The sequence below is a fragment of the Winogradskyella forsetii genome (assembly GCF_013394595.1).
GTDB classification, from domain to species: domain Bacteria; phylum Bacteroidota; class Bacteroidia; order Flavobacteriales; family Flavobacteriaceae; genus Winogradskyella; species Winogradskyella forsetii.
In genome coordinates, this window is sequence record NZ_CP053348.1 from 2,791,360 (window position 1) to 2,809,709 (window position 18,350).

An 18,350-nucleotide genomic window follows, 5' to 3' on the forward strand; every position below is an offset into this window, starting at 1 on the left:
CATCACGCAAAGACGTAAATCAGGATTCGTATTAAAAAAATAATTTTCAAATTCTTACTTCACATTTACCTTACGCTAACTACTTTACACTTCTTCCTAAATAATGCCAACTGTGTACTGTGGACTGTGGACTGTGGACTAAACAATAAACGCTATTTCGTAACTCTAAAACTTCCTGTAGAATTATCAAAAGCAATCAAATCCTTTGGAAAAAGGGAATCAAAAATACCTTTGGAAATTAAATTACAAGGTTGGTCACAAACCGTTTTATCTTTTTGCATCACAATCATGGTGTCACACAGTTGAATTGCCAAATCTATTTCATGGGAAGAAAACAGAATGGTTTTACCCGTCTCCTTAGTTAATTTTTGAAGTAACTTTAATATGTAAGCTTTATGATACATATCGAGATGCGTAGTGGGTTCGTCTAACACAATAATGGCTGTATCTTGGGCTAAAGCGCGTGCTATCATTACTTTTTGTAATTGGCCATCACTAAGTTGATAACATCTTTTATCCTTTAATTCTGAAATATTAACCTGGTTTAATGATCTATTTACTATGCCAATATCATCATTTGTAAGATTTCCAATCCAATTGGTGTAAGGATGTCTCCCTAAAGCTACCAACTCAAAAACTGAAAGGTTTTTAGAAATTAAAGGTTCAGTTAAAACAATACTTAACTGTTTGGCAAGTTCTAAATTTGAAATTGAATTTATAACCTTTCCATTAAGTAATATATGACCCGATAAAGCGGATTGCACATTAATCAATGTTCGCAATAAAGTGGATTTCCCGATGCCATTAGCGCCAACCAATCCGATTAATTGTCCTTTTTGTAATTCAAAATTAATGTTTGAAGCTACAACAGTTTCAACTTTTTTGGTTTTGTAACCAATGGAAAGTTGCGTTGCTTTTAGTATGGTATGTAAGTTATTTTCTTTCATTAATTAATTTTCAGACCTGTCAGGTTTTGACTTCGACTCACTTCGACTTCGCTCAGTGACCAAAACCATTTAGTCTCCACTTTGCAAACTTAACTTCGTGTTTCCTATTTCTAAAACATCATTTTTCGTTGTCTAACTAACAACCAAATAACAACAGGAGCACCTACTAATGCCGTAATCGCATTAATTGGTAATGTATAGTCACTTGTCGGTACTTGTGCAATACTATCGCAAACCAACATCACTATGGCGCCAAATAAAAATACGGCAGGCAATAATATTTTATGGTTAGAGGTTTTAAAAATCTGGCGTGTTAAATGCGGAATTGCCAAACCAATAAAAGCAATTGGTCCTGCAAAAGCGGTAATAGTTCCGGCAATTAAACTTGTTGCCAAAATAATTATGAATCGGCTTTGTTTCAAATTTAATCCCAAACTTTTAGCATAATTATCGCCAAGTAATAAACTATTCAATCCTTTTATTGAAGCTATGCTTAATAATAATCCCACAGCATAAATTCCGAAGAAAATCAATAGCTCTTCCCAAGATAAATTGCTCAAACTTCCAAATCCCCAAAAGATATATTGCTGTAATTGTTCTGCGGAACTAAAATAAGATAGTACGCTCACAACAGCAGCTGTAATACTTCCGAACATAAGTCCTATAATCAGAATAGCCATAGTATCTCGCACTTTACTAGAAACCGCTAAAACAGCCAAAAGCACTAAAAAACTGCCCAAACTTGCGGCAATCACTATACTCCATTTTGAAATTAAAGCCGTTGCAAAAAAGCCACCAAACAGGCCTGAACCTAAAATGACTATGGCAACGCCCAAACTAGCACCAGAACTTATTCCTAAGACAAAAGGACCAGCCAATGGGTTTCTAAATAAGGTTTGCATCAATAAACCTGAAATTCCCAGACCAGAACCAACCATTATCGCGGTAACAGCCTTTGGTAATCTAACCTTTGTAATTATAATTTCCCAAGTTTCGTTTTTACTAGTTCCAAATAGGATTTCAAACACTTCAGAAAACGGAATGTTTATAGAACCCAAACTAATGTTAGTCACAAAACATAGCAACAAAATTACCGTTAGAATTATAAATGAATATGTGTGATTGGTTTTCATTTGAAATCAGATCCTTCAGGGTTTTGACTTCGACTACGCTTAGCCACCAAGAAACCTAAAGGGTCTAGGTAAATTATATGATTATTTTAATTTTTCAAAAAAATACGGTTCATGTGCCGGCAACAATTCGGGATGTGCAATTTTAATCAAATCTTTCAATACCAAATCTGGTCTTGTTGTGCCTAATTCATAATACAAAACACCTCCTGTTGCTCCAGTTTTATTGGCAAATGTATAGATGCTTTTGTCTTTAAAAGCCTGGAAATTAGTATACAGTGAATTGGCTTTTTCTAATTGGTCTAAACTACTATAATATGATGGACTTAGCCAAAGCTCGGCATCTTTGGCTTTTACCAATACCGCTTCAAAGCTTAATGCCAAGCTTCCATGGCCTGTGGTTTCGCTCCACAGATAATTGACATTGGCATCTTTTAAAAACTGGGCTTCTGCGCTAGAACCATTTGGTAAATACCACACATCTTTTTCCATGGCACCACTTAAAACTGTGGGTTTACTTTCCGCTTTTTTGGCCATCGTTTTTGCAGCCAAATAATCGGATTCAATTTGATTAAAAATAGAATCGGCTTCCTTCTCCTTATTAAATAATACGCCAAAAAATTTAATCCATTCCGCCTTTGCCAAAGCCGAGGATTCTACCCAATCGCCATTATAAATTACGGGAATACCAGCCTTTTTAATAACTTCAAAAGTTTTATTTACGCCATCCACGCCAAAACCAACTACCACATCTGGATTGAGGTCAAGTAAAACTTCTGTATTAATACCTTCATTTTGCCCAAGATCCCTAACCTTTTTTTGGTCAATTCGAAGTCTCGTTTTTTCGGAAGAAATATAATCTGTACCAGGAAAACCGACTAAAGTTTCTTCAACATTCAATAATTCCAAGGCAGGAATATGAGTCGTTGACGTCACAACAATAGTTTCAACCGGATTCACAATGATGGCATCATACTCATTTCTAGCAAACGTAGTTTTTGCCATGTTTTCTTTTGAAATAAGAACGTAGCGGTAAGATTTTTCAGCTTTTGGCCATGGTTTTGTGATGTTCAAAACTTTATAGTTTTCATAATAATCTACCGAAAAACCTTCAGCATATTTTAATGCCATCTGATTGACTTCAATAGTCTCGGGCAATTTAGACTTTGGTTCATTTTTACAAGAAACAAAAGTAAGTATCAATAAAAAGTAAATAGATAATTTCATTTTTAATTTTTTAAATGCCCATTATGAGCTCAAAAGTAATATTATTTAAAGTTTTGAATGAATCATTAAACAAAATGTTTAGTTTTGCGCTCGAAATTAGGTTTCATTCGTTTAACCGAATGGATTAAAAGGGAATCTGGTGCAAATCCAGAGCTGTTCCCGCAACTGTAAGTTTTATGCTCTTCCGATAACTATCGGAATTAATTGGGCATCTCTTAAAAAAGTTGTTACTCACTTCAAAACCACTGTCCCGTCAATTCGGGATGGGAAGGTAGTGTAACAAAAAACGAGTCAGGAGACCTGCCAATTTCAACATAGAAGTCAAACTTTCGGGATAAAAGTTTACATACTAAATTACGGTGTGTTCTCGAGCAATTAAAAATTAAAATGAACAAAACAAAACTGTTTTGTAGCATCCTTTGTACTGGTATGCTATGTGTTGGTAATGCGCAAAAAAAACAAGATTCGCTTACCACAGAACAATTAGATGAAGTTGTAGTAACAGATTCTAGATTCTATCTTAAACGTGAAAATTCAGGTAAAGTAATTACCAAGATTACATCCAAAGATTTAGAAAAACTACAAGGGCAATCCATTGCAGAAATCATTGGTAGAACGGCTGGAATTGAAATCAATGGTGTACGAAGTAATGCCGGTCAAAATTTAAGTTATTTTATTCGTGGTGGTCGTAATCGTCAGGTTTTGGTGATGATTGACGGCATTCAGGTCACAGATGCCTCCCAAATTGCGAATGATTATGATTTGCGATTATTGAACCCAGACCAAGTTGAATCCATTGCAATTTTAAAAGGTGCATCGAGCACACTTTATGGCACTGGTGCCGCAACGGCTGTGATTAATATTAAATTGAAGGAAGCTTCAAAAAAAGCATTTAATTTGAATTTAAGAAGTACACTCGGCACCAATCAGTCTTCAGATGAAAATAACTATGCCTTTGAAAATTTTAGAAATAGTATTTCCGTGAACGGAAGTACTGGCAACTTTAATTATTTGGCCAGTTTTGGACAGCAATTTACGGATGGTTTGTCTGCAATTGAAGCCGGAACTGAATCTGATACTTACAATAGCTACAATACAAATATTAAATTGGGATATAAATTCAGTAATGCGTTCAAACTTAATGCTTATGCCAATTATGATAATTTTAAAGCCGACTTTGATGATAGTTTTGCCATGCTTGATGCTGATAATGTGTCGTATTCAAACCAATATAGAATCGGATTGTCGCCAGAGTTTAATTATAAAAATGGAAGTTTAACTATTAATGCTGCTTATAGTGATGTGGAGCGTGAGATAGCGTCTAGCTTTCCAACTCAGTTCAATGCGCAAAATATTGTGATAGATGCTTTCAACCGTTATAATTTTAATGATAAATTTTATACGGTATTGGGTGTTAATTATCAAGATAATCAGATGGAAAGTTTTACTATCCCTTTTGGCGAGTCGGGCTTTAGCCAAGCTATAAACCCTGAAAATGCACAATTTACAATTACAGACCCTTATGCGAATGTAGTTTATAAGTCAGATTTTGGATTCAACCTTAATGCCGGAATACGTCTGAATAACCACAGTGAATATGGCAGTCATTTTGTATATGGTGTGAATCCTTCTTATAAAGTGGATTTTGATTTTGGTTATCTGAAAGGTTTAACAAGTTATAGCACAGCATTTATTACGCCATCGCTTTATCAATTATTCGAACCTAATTACGGAAATTCCGATCTACAACCGGAAGAAAATGCAACCATAGAAGTTGGTGCAGAGATTTTGTTAAAAAATAGAGCCACTTTTAGTTTGGTTTATTTCAACCGAAAAGAAACTAATTTTATTGATTTTGTCGATACTGGAAATTTTGTGTTCCAATACCAAAATACGGCATCATCCTTTACAGCAAGTGGTTTAGAATTTGTGGCACAGGCGAAACTTTTAGAAAAATTAAACCTGAATCTCAATGCGACTTACACATCGGTTGATGAAGATTTAAGTTTAAGAATTCCAGAAATTAAGATAAATACCAGATTGGATTATGATCTATCTGATGCTACAATTCTAAGTTTATCCTATCAATATAATGACGATAGAGAAGATTCTGTTTACAATCCTGACACCTTTCAGAACGATAAAATCACATTAGAATCTTATGGATTACTTGATTTTTACATTAGCCATAACATCATTAATAACAGAATGACTGTTTTTGGAAATGTTACTAATATTTTTAATGAAGACTACCAGGAACTTTTTGGTTTTACTACCAGAGGGCGAGGTGTTAATATTGGGTTTAATTTGAATTTGTAATGATTCAAATTAATATAGTTATAAAAGCCGCTCAATACATTTAGTATAAAGCGGCTTTTCTCATTAAATCTTCAAATTTGTTAGTCGATAAACATATCTTGCTCCAAAGGTGAAATTATAGTTGGTAATGGCCTGGATACAATCTCTTCATTTGGTAAATTAACTGAACGATCTGACAGTGTAATATTCGCAATAGCAGCAGCCAATAAAGGCTCATTTACATCTCCTAAAGTACCTAAAGTATGCGCTCTTTCTGTCAATTGAATATCTGGTTGCAAACCATTTGACGGCACCAATTGGTCATTTACATTCGTTGAATTTGCAATTAAGGGTTGCATGGCGTAATTATGACTAGGATTCGCATTTTCAAAAGAAAAATCGGGCGAATCGTATATGGTTCGTGATGCTTGAGTTTTCCCAACGGTATTTTCCCCAATTACAACCACATCTATATATGAACTTAAACTATTAATAACCAATTCACTCGCAGAGGCTGTTCGTCTCTCAGTCGTTAAAACATAAACTTTAGAAAGATTAAGACTGTTAATGGCACCAACACCTTCAATTGAATTGGTAAACAAAAAGTCTTGATTATTGTTACTTAGATTTTCATTATAAAATAGTTTTGAATAGATTTCTCCAGTAAACTGACCCGTAACCATACTTCCCAAATAAGCTGCAGTCTGCACAGAGCCACCGCCATTATAACGTAAATCTATGACCAATTCAGAAACTCCTGCAGCCTGAAATTGTGCAAAAGCATCATTTAATGCCGCATCAAAATCCCTATTGAATCCGTTATACATTAAATAACCAATATTATCATTACTAACATTTAAAACTTGGCTAATATGAACTGGATTTTCGGTATAAACAACTTTAGTTAAATCTGCGCTTTCTCCATTTAGAGTTATCGTGTCATCTGTAGATTCTGGGGTGTTATTATCGTTATAATCTGCAAAATTCAATGTATAAGAATCTTGATAAATCGGGTCACTTAAATCATCTATGCTAGAGTCATTTAAGGGTTCACCGTTTACAGCTCTAAAAATCATACCACGCTGTAAACCTAAATTATCTGCAACACTATTATTGAGAACTAGAGTAATAGCACCATAAACTTCAGTTTGACTTCCTGGTACTCTATACAAATTGAATTCGATTCCATTATTTAAAGTCGTACCCGATAATTGATTTAGTAAATCAAAATAGTTATCATAGATTCTACTAAATCTATCAACAGTTTCTGGGTTATGCTTTAGGGATTCGAATAACTGCTCAGGACTGTCAAAATCATTTAAGTAGTTATTGTATTCTTCATCTGTGGCAAATCTATTATCCGCTAAATCAGGAATTTCGGACTTATATAAATAGAAAACATTCATCCCTTTCCATACAAAATCATTAATTTCTAAAGTGGAAGCTGGAATGATATTATCATCCATATCATCAAAACAGCTTGTTAATGCCAAAGCAGCAAAACAAGCAAACAGTAAAACCTTAATATTCTTCATAGTATATTTTTTCTTATTGCAGAACAATTTCTTTCTTTAGTCAGTAAAACTCTAAATTTACTTACATTATTGTGAAAAATAAAAATCTTTGTAACAAAATGTAAAGTGTATCGTCGTAATAATAGAAGGCAGTAATATTGTTTTCGCCAACCAATCAAAAAAGTAATGAAACAGGCAGATTTTGTAGATATCGTGATGCCGTTTAAGGATAAAGTATTTCGTTTAGCAAAACGATTATTAGTGTCTCGTGAAGAAGCGGAAGATGCTACCCAAGAAATACTATTGAAATTATGGAAGAATAATAAAAAGATTGGTGACTATAAAAATGTAGAGGCGTTTTCAATGACCATGACCAAGAATTTTTGCTTGGATCGTTTAAAATCGAAACAAGCCCAAAATTTAAAAATTGTTCATAGTAATTATACGGATAACAATGCGTCATTACAAAAACAAGTTGAGGCAAAAGATAGTGTGGATTGGGTGTCTAGAATAATGGAAGACCTACCAGAGCAACAAAAAATAATAGTGCAATTAAGAGATATTGAAGAATATGATTTCGCAGAAATCGCCAAGATGCTAGACATGAATGAAACAGCGGTACGCGTCAACTTATCAAGAGCAAGAAAAACAATAAGAGAAAAATTAACTAATACACATCGACATGGTATTAAATAATATAGAAAAATTAATAGAAAAGTATAACAATGCGGAGACAACGCTACAGGAGGAAGCGCAATTAAAAGCGTATTTCCTAAGTGATGAAGTAGCACCACATTTAGAGCATTACAAACCGATGTTCCAATACTTTTCGCAATCAAAAAAAGAGCAGTACACCAAAGACGTTCCATTAAAAACTAAAAACACAAAATTGTATCAATGGATTTCTGTCGCAGCTGTTGCCGTTCTTATGCTTGGTTTAATTGTACCAACTTTTATCGGTCCTACGGAAGAAGAAAAGCAAGAAGCACTATTGGCTTATAACCAAACCATAGATGCTTTTAATTTAATCTCTATAGGTATGAATGAAGGCAAACAACAACTTAATTCGCTGATTTTAGTTTCGGATAATTTAAATGAAGGCATTGAAGAAGCCGGAAGATTAAGTGAATTTACAGAAACAACAAACAAAATTTTTAAAAACAAGTAACACACAAAAAATTAAGAAATTATGAAAAATTTAATTGTAATAATCGCGCTAATTGTAGCACCATTTATGTCTGGAGCACAGAGTATTTTTGATAAATACGAAGATATGTCTGAGGTCGCCTCTGTAATTGTTAATCAGAAAATGTTCAGCATGATTGCCAGCATAGATATTGACATGGACGATCCTGAAGCTCAAGAATATATGAATATGGTTAAAAAAATCACTGGACTTAAAGTTTTCACAACTGGTGACAGTAAAGTTTCAGCAGATATGAAAGCAACCGTTGATAAATATTTGAAATCATCTCAACTTGAAGAGCTCATGCGTATCAAAGATGGCGAACAAACCGTAAAATTCTATGTCAAAGAAGGCAGTGACGATAACCATGTAAAAGAATTATTAATGTTTGTTAGTGGTCTTAAGGAATTAACAAAGGATCAAAACATTGAAATCAATGGAAAAAAACGCGAGTTTGAAACCGTATTGCTATCATTAACAGGTGATATAGATTTAAGACAAGTTTCTAAAATCACTAACCAAATGGATATTCCAGGTGGTGAGCAGTTAAAGAAAGCTGGAGATAAAAAACAATAGAATCATGATACAATCAATCAAAAAATCAATAGTAGTGTTGTTTTTGGTTGCCGCTTTTACTAGCTGCAACCAAGGACCAACATTGCAAACCTATTATGTAGACAACGAGTTAAAACCTGGTTTTGCTTCGTTTGATGTCCCAACCAGTTTTGTTAATGTTGAAAACATTGATATGACTGAAGAACAGAAAGAAGCTTATAATTCTGTTGATAAGTTGAATGTACTCACTTTTATGAAAGAAGATACAGAAGCTGAAGATTATAAATTAGAACTAGAAAAGGTGAAAACCATTCTAAAAGATCCTAAATACGAAGAGTTAATGCGAGGCGGCAACTCTACCGATGGAAAATTTGTCATTAAATTTTTGGGTGATGTAGACAACATTGACGAACTCGTCATCTTTGGAAATGCCAACAATAAAGGCTTTATGATCGCAAGAATTTTAGGCGATGATATGAATGCCGGTAAATTGATGTCTTTGAGTTCTGTATTACAAAACGCAAAATTTGAAGATACCAATCTTGATGGTCTCACAGATTTTTTTAAATAAAAAAGACGCAATGAAATTTAAATAAACTGACAGTTATTTAAATGTTAATATGAATCGTCTTGAAGCTTGTCTTCAGGACGATTTTTTTTAGCATCATTCCTTAAACCGTATATTAGTGCTAAAACAAATAAAACTCCAAAACCTAAGAACAAAACACCTTTTATAATAATGTAATCGAGCACATCACACAAACCTGCAATGAACCAAGTTAAGGCTATGGTAACGGCACTTGAAAGTGCTATAGCGTCTTTGGTTTTCGGAATGAATTGTTTCAAGTTTTGAAAATTTTATATTCCTGTATAATTACTTGGTGTAATCTTTTTAAGTTCAGATTTAATAGCATCAGAAACATCCAAGGTATCAATAAAATTTGAAATCGAACTTTGTGTAATCGCTTCGTTGGTTCTTGTCAATCCTTTTAGGGCTTCATAAGGATTGGGATAACTTTCGCGTCTTAAAATGGTTTGGATCGCTTCTGCGACCACAGCCCAATTGTTCTCTAAATCTTGTGCAAATTTAGGCTCATTCAACAATAATTTACCTAAACCTTTTACTGTAGATTTAAATCCAATTATGGTATGTCCAAAAGGTACACCAACATTTCTTAAAACGGTACTATCGGTTAAATCGCGCTGTAATCTTGAAATTGGCAATTTAGCAGACAGGTGCTCAAAGATCGCATTGGCAATACCTAAATTACCTTCACTATTTTCAAAATCGATAGGATTTACTTTATGGGGCATCGCAGAACTACCAACTTCGCCCGCTTTAATTTTTTGCTTAAAATAATCCATAGATACATAGGTCCAAATGTCCCTATCCAAATCAATGATAATGGTGTTGATGCGTTTTAAAGCATCAAACAGGGCAGCTGCATGATCGTAATGTTCTATTTGCGTCGTTGGAAACGAATGTTGTAAACCTAATTTTTCTTGAACGAATTGGGTTCCAAAAGCCTTCCAGTCAATATTTGGATAAGCGACTTTATGGGCATTAAAATTTCCTGTTGCTCCACCAAATTTTGCAGCACTTGGCACATCATTTAATAAGTTAAACTGCTCTTTTAATCTTACTGCAAAGACCTGTATCTCTTTTCCTAACCGTGTTGGTGACGCTGGTTGTCCATGCGTTCTAGCCAACATTGGGATATCTACCCAATCCTTTGCCAAGCCTTCAATCTTTTCTAAAAGTGACACATATTCTGGCATATAAACATCATTCATCGCTTCCTTAATACTTAAAGGAATTGCCGTATTGTTAATATCTTGGGAAGTAAGTCCAAAATGGATAAATTCTTTATAAGCCGATAACTCTAAAGCATCAAATTTTTCTTTAATGAAATATTCAACTGCTTTTACGTCGTGATTGGTCACTTTTTCAATCTCCTTTATGGCAGAAGCATCCACAGCCGTAAAGTTTTTGTAAATCGCTCTTAAATCCTCAAACACGGAACTTGAGACAGATTCTAATTGTGGCAATGGCAATTCACATAAGGCAATAAAATATTCAATTTCTACTAAAACACGATATTTAATCAGTGCTTCTTCCGAAAAATAATCTTTTAATTTTTCGACTTTAGATCTATATCTACCATCAATTGGTGAAATTGCATTAAGAGGAGAAAGTGCCATTTATATTGGTTTTTTTGAAGCATCAAATATACTGATAAGTTAAGAGTTTAGGGTTATGGATTCAAGGTTTTTAAAGTTTTGTCCTAAGTCCAACTTTACACCTTTACAACGTTAGGAGAAAACTTCAAGTTTCAAGCTAAAAATGTATCTTTGATAAATTTCTCTTTTCAATATGAACGACACTATAATTCTATTCATTTCCATTATCATTTCGGCAGCTATTGGGGCTTTTATCGGACTAAAATTTGCACAACTAAAAAGTAAAAGTGATAAAAGCACTTTAGAGGAGCGCAATGCTAATTTGCAACAACAGTTTCATGAATTCAAACAATTTTCTGAAGCTGAAAACCAGAAACAAGATCAGTACTTTAATCAGCAATTACAGGACTTGAAAGAAAACATTTCTAAAATTGAAACGGAACGTGAAGCCATAAGACGAGAAAAAGACTTATTAAACTCAGAATTGTCGAGACGTAATTCCGAATACGAAAATCTTGAAAAGGCAAACTTAAAGCGTGATGAAGAATTAGCTCAACAACAAATTCAACTTCGAAAAGATTTTGAATTGATGGCGTCAAAAATATTGGATGAAAAGTCCGAAAAATTCACGCTTCAGAATAAAGAGAACATCAAGAATATTTTAAATCCGCTTGAAGAGAAAATAAAAACTTTTGAGAAGAAAGTTGAAGACACCCAAAAGGAAAGCATCAGTATGCACTCGGCTTTAAAAGAGCAATTATTAGGCTTAAAAGACCTGAACCAACAAATGGCATTGGAAGCCACAAACTTAACTAGAGCCTTAAAGGGCGATAGTAAAATCCAAGGTAATTGGGGCGAATTGGTTTTGGAGCGTGTGCTAGAAAAATCTGGTCTAGAAAAAGATAGGGAGTATTTTGTACAACAAAACTTTCAACGTGAAGATGGTTCGCGTGTGATGCCAGATGTGGTGTTGCACCTTCCAGATTCCAAGAAAATGATTATTGATGCTAAAGTCTCATTGACCGCTTATGAACAATTTGTCAATGCCGAAGAGGAACAACGACCGTTATTTCTAAAGGCACATGTCAATTCTATCAAAAAACACGTGGATCAATTATCTGCCAAGAATTATCAAGATTTATATGATATTGAGTCACCAGATTTTGTATTGATGTTTATTCCTATTGAGCCTGCTTTTGCGGTGGCGATTAATGAAGATAACTCGCTTTACAATAAAGCTTTTGAACAGAACATAGTTATCGTCACACCTTCTACCCTTTTAGCTACATTACGCACTATAGATTCTATGTGGAATAACGAAAAACAACAACAGAATGCCTTGGAAATTGCAAAGCAAGCTGGAGCACTCTATGATAAATTTGAAGGTTTAGTAACCGATTTAACTGGTGTTGGCAAAAAAATAGATGCCGCGAAAAGTGATTATTCGTCTGCTATGAACAAGTTGGTTGACGGTAAGGGTAATTTGATTTCACGTGTTGAAAAGATTAAAAAAATGGGTGCGAAAGCAAAAAAAGCACTTCCGGAAAGTATTATCAAACGTGCAAATGACGATGATCTCTAACATATTCCATAAAAAAGGCATAATTAATAATATTCCGTTTTAAAGGCATATATTTGGTTATTCCGTTTTAAAGGCATATATTTGTAATGAAATATAAATGCTATGACCAGCGTAATAACAGGCGACATTATAAAATCTAGAGAAGCCATCAGTGAAGATTCATGGCTTATTCCCTTAAAATCGGCATTATCTAAATTATCCAATGATGCCTCATTTTATGATATCTATAGAGGAGATAGCTTTCAATTAGAGTCTAATTCCATTGAGGACAGCTTTAGAACATCTGTATATATTAAAGCATTTTTAAAATCCATTAAAGGTATAGATGTCCGAATGTCAATTGGCATTGGCACAAAAGATTATGAAGGCAATTCTGTAAGTGAGTCTAATGGTGAAGCCTATATATTTTCTGGAGAAACCTTTGATAACCTCAAAAAAGAAAAACAAAATCTAAAAATAAAAACCAGCAACAATACACTAAATGAAGAATTAAATCTATATTTTAGGTTGGCATTAATTGCAATGGATAATTGGACGGTTAATTCAGCAGAAATTGTAAAATTAAGTTTAGAATATCCTGATATGATTCAATCTCAATTGGCTAAAATAATCGGCATTAATCAAGATGCTGTAAGCAAAAGGCAAAAACGTGCTTACTTAGATGAAATTTTAGAATTAGATGCCCTTTTCAGAAAAAAAATAGCCACACTACTATGACCCTTATTATTTTAAAACTCATTTTGGCGCATCTTATAGGTGATTTCTTTCTACAACCTCACCAATGGGTTAAGCATAAAGAAAAAAAGAAACTAAAATCAGTTTGGCTTTATGTGCACGTTGCTCTGCATATTGCATTGATGTTTTTGCTGATTTGGGATTTATCTTATACGCCGTTAATATTAGGAATTGGTCTATTACATCTTATCATTGATGGTTTAAAACTTATTTTACAGCGCAAAAAAACAAAACGATTGTTCTTTTTTATAGATCAGGTATTGCACATTATTTCCATAATAGGATTAACGATTATTCTTTATGGTACTGATTTCAATTTTACTGTAGATTTAAGTGACCACTTTATCTTATTGATTATTTGTGTGGCATTTCTAACACAGCCAACTTCCATTTTCATGAAAACTATTTTTTCTAAATGGAACATTTCTAAGCTTACAAAAGACAACGAATCGCTAAAAGATGCCGGTAAATATATTGGGATTTTAGAGCGTCTTTTGGTATTTATATTTATCATTGCAGGCCATTGGGAAGCTGTTGGTTTTTTAATAACAGCAAAATCCGTTTTTCGATTTGGTGACTTAACTGCTTCCAAAGAACGAAAATTAACGGAATACATATTAATAGGCACATTAATCAGTTTTGGTATTGCTATAATTACTAGTTTACTATATTTAAATCTTTTAACATATGTTTAAAACCACTGAAGATTCCAGAATTCAGATTTCAGAATTAATGAAACCACATCATGCCAATTTCGGTGGAAAAATCCATGGTGGTTATATTTTAAGTTTAATGGATAATGTGGCTTTTGCTTGTGCTTCAAAACATTCCCGTAGTTATTGTGTCACGGCATCCGTGAATAAGGTCAACTTCTTAAATCCTATTGAAGTTGGTGAATTGGTGACCATGAAAGCTTCGGTTAATTATGTTGGTAAGTCGTCCATGGTTGTTGGTATTAGAGTGGAGTCTGAAAATATAACAACAGGCGAAAAGAAACATTGCAATTCGTCTTATTTTATAATGGTCGCAGTGGATGAAGCTGGGAATACTTTAACGGTTCCAGGTTTAATATTAACCAATAAGTTAGCTGCAAAGCGTTTTATTAAATCCATAATCAGAAAAGAAAGTGATAATAAGCGAAGTGAAGATCTAGAAAGTCTTTATAAAAATGTAGATGAGCATTTGGAACAGCTTAAAAACTATAATGTAAAAATTGACTTTAAGTAAAAAAAGTCATTTCTAACGATAGCTATCGCAAGAAATGACTTTAACTTAAAATATATTAAATGTCTTTATTGTTTAATAAATCGTTTGGTCTGTGATTCGTTTTCGTCCGAAACTTTAACCAGATACACGCCAGTTTTCCAACCGGATACATCTATAGAAGCTTCCAACTGTGAAATGGTACTTTTATGAATTCGCTTTCCTAAAACATCAAAAACTTCAAGTGTCATATTATCAGATGACCTTGGTAATTTAATGTTTAACTTGTTTTTCGATGGATTTGGCGAAATCTTAAAACTTTCATCTTGAAACAAATCATCATTCAATTCAAGATTTAAAAAACATTCAGCATTCTCTGTTACCGAAGAACCAATAATATCTTTGTTTTCTATAATATCAATAGCACTATTTTGATACGAAGCCGTATGGGCAATCAAAGTACCAAAGGTAAATATTGATGTAAGACTGAGTAATATTTTTTTCATACAATTTGGGTATTGTTATAGCTAAGTTAGTAAATATTAATGAATAACACTTACACTTCATCGAAAACTATGCCAATTATCTACTCAAATACATTTTTCTTCTCGCATACAAATCGTAAAACTGATCGTCCTTTAAACTATCGATAAATAAAATACTTTCCCCAGTACTTTTCATTTCTGGTCCTAATTGTTTATTTACATTAGGGAACTTGTTAAATGAAAATACCGGTTGTTTTATCGCATAACCTTCTAACTGAGGATTAAAGTCAAAATCAGTCACTTTTTTATCGCCCAACATCACTTTGGTTGCATAGTTTACATAAGGTTCTTTATAGGCTTTTGCTATAAATGGAACGGTTCGGGATGCTCTTGGATTGGCTTCAATGATATAAACAATATCATCTTTTATAGCAAACTGTATATTTATTAAACCAACGGTATCTAAAGCTCTAGCGATTGTATGGGTGTGGTCTATGATTTGCTGCATTACTAAATCACCTAAGTTAAAAGCAGGTAACGTCGCGTTACTATCACCTGAGTGAATACCACATGGCTCAATATGCTCCATAATCCCAATGATATAAACATTTCCATCTGCATCACAAATCGCATCAGCTTCGGCTTCAATGGCACCATCTAAATAATGATCCAATAACAATTTATTGCCAGGAATGGATTTCAATAAATCAATAACATGAGATTCCAGCTCTTGCTTATTAATTACGATTTTCATCCCTTGACCACCTAACACATACGAAGGTCGTACTAAGATTGGAAAGTCCAAAACGTCCGCAATCGCTAAAGCTTCATCCGCAGATTCTGCTACATCGAATTCTGGATAAGGAATATTATTTTCTTTCAATATGTTTGAAAAACTTCCTCTATCCTCAGCTAAATCGAGGGATTTGAAGCTGGTTCCCATAATCTTAACGCCCCATTTTTCTAATTTTTCGGCCAATTTTAAAGCCGTCTGCCCTCCTAATTGAACGATGACACCTTCTGGTTTTTCATGTTGAATAATATCATAGATATGTTCCCAGAACACAGGTTCAAAATAAAGTTTGTCTGCAATGTCAAAATCGGTAGAAACGGTTTCAGGATTACAGTTAATCATGATGGTTTCGTATCCACATTCGGCTGCAGCTAAAACGCCGTGCACACAGCAATAATCAAATTCAATACCTTGACCAATTCGGTTTGGCCCAGAGCCTAGAACGATAATTTTCTTCTTATCGGTTACGACACTTTCATTATGTACATACCGTTTTCCGTCTGGCGTCTCAACTTCACTTTCAAAGGTTGAATAATAATATGGTGTTTGTGCTTTAAACTCTGCAGCGCACGTATCTACTAACTTAAAAACACGGTTAATATTAAGTTCCATTCGTTTATTGCGAACCTCACTTTCCAAACAACGCAGCATGTGCGCGATTTGCCGATCTCCATACCCTTTTTGTTTTGCTTCAAGTAATAATTCGCGCTCAATAGTATCAATCGAATATGTAGAAATTTCTTTTTCAAGTTGAAATAATTCCTCATACTGTCTTAAATACCACATGTCAATTTTTGTAATCTCGTGAATTCGGCTCAACGGTATTCCCATTGCAACAGCATCATATATTACAAATACGCGGTCCCAACTTGCGTGGGTCAATTTCTCAATTACGGTGTCATAATCTTTATAACCTTTACCGTCGGCACCAAGTCCATTACGCTTAATTTCTAGTGACTGTGTGGCTTTATGCAAGGCTTCTTGAAACGAACGACCAATGGCCATCACTTCACCAACAGCTTTCATTTGAAGGCCCAATGTTCTGTCAGAGCCTTCGAATTTATCGAAATTCCAACGTGGAATCTTAACTACTACGTAATCCAAGGTTGGTTCGAATAATGCCGAAGTAGATTTTGTGATCTGGTTATTTAATTCATCTAAGGTATAACCCAACGCTAATTTCGCTGCTATCTTCGCAATAGGATAACCTGTCGCTTTACTTGCCAAAGCAGAAGAACGGGACACACGAGGGTTGATTTCAATAGCTATAATATCTTCCTCTTCATCTGGACTCACTGCGAACTGAACATTACAACCACCTGCAAAATCACCGATACTGCGCATCATATGAATGGCCATATCCCGCATTTTTTGCTGCGTTTTATCAGATAAAGTCATAGCTGGTGCTACAGTTATGGAATCACCCGTATGAATTCCCATCGGATCCATATTCTCAATGGTACAGATGATTACAACATTGTCGTTTTTATCTCTTAATAATTCTAGTTCGTATTCTTTCCATCCTAATAATGCTTTATCAATCATTACCTCGTGGATAGGGGAAATTTCCAATCCTCGTGTTAAGGATTCATCAAATTCTTCTTCATTATATACAATAGCCGCTCCTGCTCCACCTAAAGTAAAGGATGCCCTGATACATAAAGGAAAGCCGAATTCTTGAGCTATTTCCTTTCCTCTTAAAAATGAGGTTGCCGTTGCTTGAGGTGCCATACCAACACCTATTTTTAGCATCAACTCCCTAAATTTTTCTCTATCCTCAGTGATATTTATTGCATCAATATCAACACCGATGATATCCACACCAAAATCTTCCCAAATGCCTTTCTCATCAGCTTCGATACAAAGATTCAAGGCTGTTTGTCCTCCCATTGTTGGTAGAACCGCATCAATTTGAGGATGCTCTTTTAAAATCTGAATTAACGATTTAGTTGTCAATGGCAGCAAATACACATGATCTGCCATTTGTGGATCCGTCATTATGGTTGCAGGATTGGAATTGATTAAAATAGTTTCAATTCCATCTTCCCGTAAAGATCGTAAAGCTTGAGATCCTGAGTAATCAAATTCACAGGCCTGCCCAATAACGATAGGCCCTGAACCGATTAGCAAAATAGACTTTAAGTTTTTATTTTTTGGCATGAGTCGTTCTATTTAGTATTATGCGATTTTATTTTTATTGATTTGGCTGTGCAAAAATAAGTAACAATAGGATACAAAAAAAGGCGTTACACCTAAGTAACGCCCTTAATATATTAACAATTGTTAATCATTATTTTTTATGTCTTGATTCCGTTGAAACTGACAATTTTTTCCTTCCTTTAGCTCTTCTACGTGCTAAAACTTTTCTTCCGTTAACAGAAGCCATTCTTTCTCTGAAACCGTGTTTGTTTCTTCTCTTTCTTTTTGACGGTTGAAACGTTCTTTTTGGCATGTCTTATATTTTTAAAAACTAATATTCTTTTTAATGGGTTTAGAGCTATCTCAAAACTGCGT

Annotated in this window: 18 protein-coding genes and 1 riboswitch; of the genes, 9 read left to right on the forward strand and 9 right to left on the reverse strand. The window is 34.2% G+C overall.

From position 1 onward, the window contains the following. Nucleotides 1-152: 152 nt before the first annotated feature. The 3 genes from HM987_RS12105 to HM987_RS12115 form a co-directional block, all read right to left on the reverse strand. Entirely contained in the window at nucleotides 153-947 is a 795-nt protein-coding gene (locus HM987_RS12105) for an ABC transporter ATP-binding protein (RefSeq protein ID WP_179008328.1), read from the reverse strand. Between the two features lie 110 nt (nucleotides 948-1,057). Further along, nucleotides 1,058-2,080 (reverse strand): FecCD family ABC transporter permease, encoded by a 1,023-nt coding sequence (locus tag HM987_RS12110; protein ID WP_179008329.1) that lies wholly within the window; start codon nucleotides 2,078-2,080, stop codon nucleotides 1,058-1,060. Nucleotides 2,081-2,161: 81 nt separating this feature from the next. Next, nucleotides 2,162-3,304 (reverse strand): ABC transporter substrate-binding protein, encoded by a 1,143-nt coding sequence (locus HM987_RS12115; protein ID WP_179008330.1) that lies wholly within the window; start codon nucleotides 3,302-3,304, stop codon nucleotides 2,162-2,164. Nucleotides 3,305-3,384: 80 nt separating this feature from the next. Then, nucleotides 3,385-3,626, forward strand: a riboswitch (cobalamin riboswitch). Nucleotides 3,627-3,691: 65 nt separating this feature from the next. On the opposite strand from HM987_RS12115, the gene HM987_RS12120 reads away from it, so the two are divergent. Continuing rightward, a complete protein-coding gene (locus tag HM987_RS12120; protein WP_179008331.1) occupies nucleotides 3,692-5,623 on the forward strand; it encodes a TonB-dependent receptor plug domain-containing protein in 1,932 nt (643 codons plus the stop codon). Between the two features lie 80 nt (nucleotides 5,624-5,703). Here HM987_RS12120 and HM987_RS12125 read toward each other — a convergent pair whose 3' ends face one another. Further along, nucleotides 5,704-7,137 carry a S41 family peptidase gene (locus tag HM987_RS12125; RefSeq protein WP_229724428.1) on the reverse strand — a complete coding sequence of 478 codons (1,434 nt, stop codon included), beginning with the start codon at nucleotides 7,135-7,137 and terminating at the stop codon, nucleotides 5,704-5,706. 165 nt (nucleotides 7,138-7,302) lie between these two features. Between HM987_RS12125 and HM987_RS12130 the strand changes: the two genes are divergently transcribed. Genes HM987_RS12130 through HM987_RS12145 form a run of 4 tightly spaced genes read left to right on the forward strand, consistent with a single transcriptional unit; the run spans nucleotide 7,303 to nucleotide 9,428 of the window. Beyond that, nucleotides 7,303-7,812, forward strand: a complete 510-nt coding sequence (locus tag HM987_RS12130) for an RNA polymerase sigma factor (RefSeq protein WP_179008332.1) — start codon at nucleotides 7,303-7,305, stop codon at nucleotides 7,810-7,812. Continuing rightward, nucleotides 7,799-8,284 (forward strand): hypothetical protein, encoded by a 486-nt coding sequence (locus HM987_RS12135; RefSeq protein ID WP_179008333.1) that lies wholly within the window; start codon nucleotides 7,799-7,801, stop codon nucleotides 8,282-8,284. The genes HM987_RS12130 and HM987_RS12135 overlap by 14 nt, the downstream gene beginning before the upstream one ends. Nucleotides 8,285-8,305: 21 nt before the next feature. Then, on the forward strand, nucleotides 8,306-8,878 hold the full coding sequence (locus HM987_RS12140) for a DUF4252 domain-containing protein (RefSeq protein ID WP_179008334.1): 573 nt from the start codon (nucleotides 8,306-8,308) through the stop codon (nucleotides 8,876-8,878). A 4-nt stretch (nucleotides 8,879-8,882) separates the two neighbouring features. Beyond that, entirely contained in the window at nucleotides 8,883-9,428 is a 546-nt protein-coding gene (locus tag HM987_RS12145; protein WP_179008335.1) for a DUF4252 domain-containing protein, read from the forward strand. A gap of 44 nt (nucleotides 9,429-9,472) precedes the next feature. Here the strand turns inward: HM987_RS12145 and HM987_RS12150 are convergent, their stop codons facing one another. Both HM987_RS12150 and purB read right to left on the reverse strand, forming a co-directional pair. Next, complete coding sequence (locus tag HM987_RS12150; RefSeq protein WP_179008336.1) at nucleotides 9,473-9,703, reverse strand: hypothetical protein; 231 nt, start codon at nucleotides 9,701-9,703, stop codon at nucleotides 9,473-9,475. A 12-nt stretch (nucleotides 9,704-9,715) separates the two neighbouring features. Continuing rightward, nucleotides 9,716-11,059, reverse strand: a complete 1,344-nt coding sequence (gene purB, locus HM987_RS12155; RefSeq protein WP_179008337.1) for an adenylosuccinate lyase — start codon at nucleotides 11,057-11,059, stop codon at nucleotides 9,716-9,718. A gap of 172 nt (nucleotides 11,060-11,231) precedes the next feature. Here purB and rmuC point away from each other — a divergent pair, with 172 nt between their 5' ends. The 4 genes from rmuC (at nucleotide 11,232) to HM987_RS12175 (ending at nucleotide 14,582) form a co-directional block, all read left to right on the forward strand. After that, nucleotides 11,232-12,620: a DNA recombination protein RmuC gene (gene rmuC / locus HM987_RS12160; RefSeq protein WP_179008338.1), complete on the forward strand. Its 1,389-nt coding sequence runs from the start codon at nucleotides 11,232-11,234 to the stop codon at nucleotides 12,618-12,620. A 102-nt stretch (nucleotides 12,621-12,722) separates the two neighbouring features. Then, complete coding sequence (locus HM987_RS12165) at nucleotides 12,723-13,337, forward strand: transcriptional regulator (RefSeq protein ID WP_179008339.1); 615 nt, start codon at nucleotides 12,723-12,725, stop codon at nucleotides 13,335-13,337. Further along, nucleotides 13,334-14,050 (forward strand): DUF3307 domain-containing protein, encoded by a 717-nt coding sequence (locus HM987_RS12170; RefSeq protein WP_179008340.1) that lies wholly within the window; start codon nucleotides 13,334-13,336, stop codon nucleotides 14,048-14,050. The genes HM987_RS12165 and HM987_RS12170 overlap by 4 nt, the downstream gene beginning before the upstream one ends. Next, the gene (locus HM987_RS12175) at nucleotides 14,043-14,582 is read left to right on the forward strand and encodes an acyl-CoA thioesterase (RefSeq protein ID WP_179008341.1); all 540 of its coding nucleotides are present in this window, start codon (nucleotides 14,043-14,045) and stop codon (nucleotides 14,580-14,582) included. The genes HM987_RS12170 and HM987_RS12175 overlap by 8 nt, the downstream gene beginning before the upstream one ends. 65 nt (nucleotides 14,583-14,647) lie before the next feature. Here HM987_RS12175 and HM987_RS12180 read toward each other — a convergent pair whose 3' ends face one another. The 3 genes from HM987_RS12180 to rpmH all read right to left on the reverse strand — a co-directional run bounded on the left by HM987_RS12180 (nucleotide 14,648) and on the right by rpmH (nucleotide 18,288). Next, a complete protein-coding gene (locus tag HM987_RS12180) occupies nucleotides 14,648-15,064 on the reverse strand; it encodes a T9SS type A sorting domain-containing protein (protein WP_179008342.1) in 417 nt (138 codons plus the stop codon). Between the two features lie 76 nt (nucleotides 15,065-15,140). Further along, nucleotides 15,141-17,996 (reverse strand): carbamoyl-phosphate synthase large subunit, encoded by a 2,856-nt coding sequence (gene carB / locus HM987_RS12185; RefSeq protein WP_179008343.1) that lies wholly within the window; start codon nucleotides 17,994-17,996, stop codon nucleotides 15,141-15,143. A gap of 130 nt (nucleotides 17,997-18,126) precedes the next feature. Continuing rightward, nucleotides 18,127-18,288 (reverse strand): 50S ribosomal protein L34, encoded by a 162-nt coding sequence (gene rpmH / locus HM987_RS12190; RefSeq protein ID WP_115818167.1) that lies wholly within the window; start codon nucleotides 18,286-18,288, stop codon nucleotides 18,127-18,129. Between the last annotated feature and the right edge of the window lie 62 nt (nucleotides 18,289-18,350).

Bases quoted from the DNA above. Each gene is read 5' to 3' on its own strand.
- rpmH (WP_115818167.1), bottom strand. From the start codon at position 18,288: ATGCCAAAAAGAACGTTTCAACCGTCAAAAAGAAAGAGAAGAAACAAA.
- carB (WP_179008343.1), bottom strand. From the start codon at position 17,996: ATGCCAAAAAATAAAAACTTAAAGTCTATTTTGCTAATCGGTTCAGGG.
- HM987_RS12145 (WP_179008335.1), top strand. From the start codon at position 8,883: ATGATACAATCAATCAAAAAATCAATAGTAGTGTTGTTTTTGGTTGCC.
- HM987_RS12125 (WP_229724428.1), bottom strand. From the start codon at position 7,137: ATGAAGAATATTAAGGTTTTACTGTTTGCTTGTTTTGCTGCTTTGGCA.
- HM987_RS12120 (WP_179008331.1), top strand. From the start codon at position 3,692: ATGAACAAAACAAAACTGTTTTGTAGCATCCTTTGTACTGGTATGCTA.
- rmuC (WP_179008338.1), top strand. From the start codon at position 11,232: ATGAACGACACTATAATTCTATTCATTTCCATTATCATTTCGGCAGCT.
- HM987_RS12140 (WP_179008334.1), top strand. From the start codon at position 8,306: ATGAAAAATTTAATTGTAATAATCGCGCTAATTGTAGCACCATTTATG.
- HM987_RS12130 (WP_179008332.1), top strand. From the start codon at position 7,303: ATGAAACAGGCAGATTTTGTAGATATCGTGATGCCGTTTAAGGATAAA.
- HM987_RS12135 (WP_179008333.1), top strand. From the start codon at position 7,799: ATGGTATTAAATAATATAGAAAAATTAATAGAAAAGTATAACAATGCG.
- HM987_RS12175 (WP_179008341.1), top strand. From the start codon at position 14,043: ATGTTTAAAACCACTGAAGATTCCAGAATTCAGATTTCAGAATTAATG.
- HM987_RS12165 (WP_179008339.1), top strand. From the start codon at position 12,723: ATGACCAGCGTAATAACAGGCGACATTATAAAATCTAGAGAAGCCATC.
- purB (WP_179008337.1), bottom strand. From the start codon at position 11,059: ATGGCACTTTCTCCTCTTAATGCAATTTCACCAATTGATGGTAGATAT.
- HM987_RS12115 (WP_179008330.1), bottom strand. From the start codon at position 3,304: ATGAAATTATCTATTTACTTTTTATTGATACTTACTTTTGTTTCTTGT.
- HM987_RS12110 (WP_179008329.1), bottom strand. From the start codon at position 2,080: ATGAAAACCAATCACACATATTCATTTATAATTCTAACGGTAATTTTG.
- HM987_RS12105 (WP_179008328.1), bottom strand. From the start codon at position 947: ATGAAAGAAAATAACTTACATACCATACTAAAAGCAACGCAACTTTCC.
- HM987_RS12170 (WP_179008340.1), top strand. From the start codon at position 13,334: ATGACCCTTATTATTTTAAAACTCATTTTGGCGCATCTTATAGGTGAT.
- HM987_RS12180 (WP_179008342.1), bottom strand. From the start codon at position 15,064: ATGAAAAAAATATTACTCAGTCTTACATCAATATTTACCTTTGGTACT.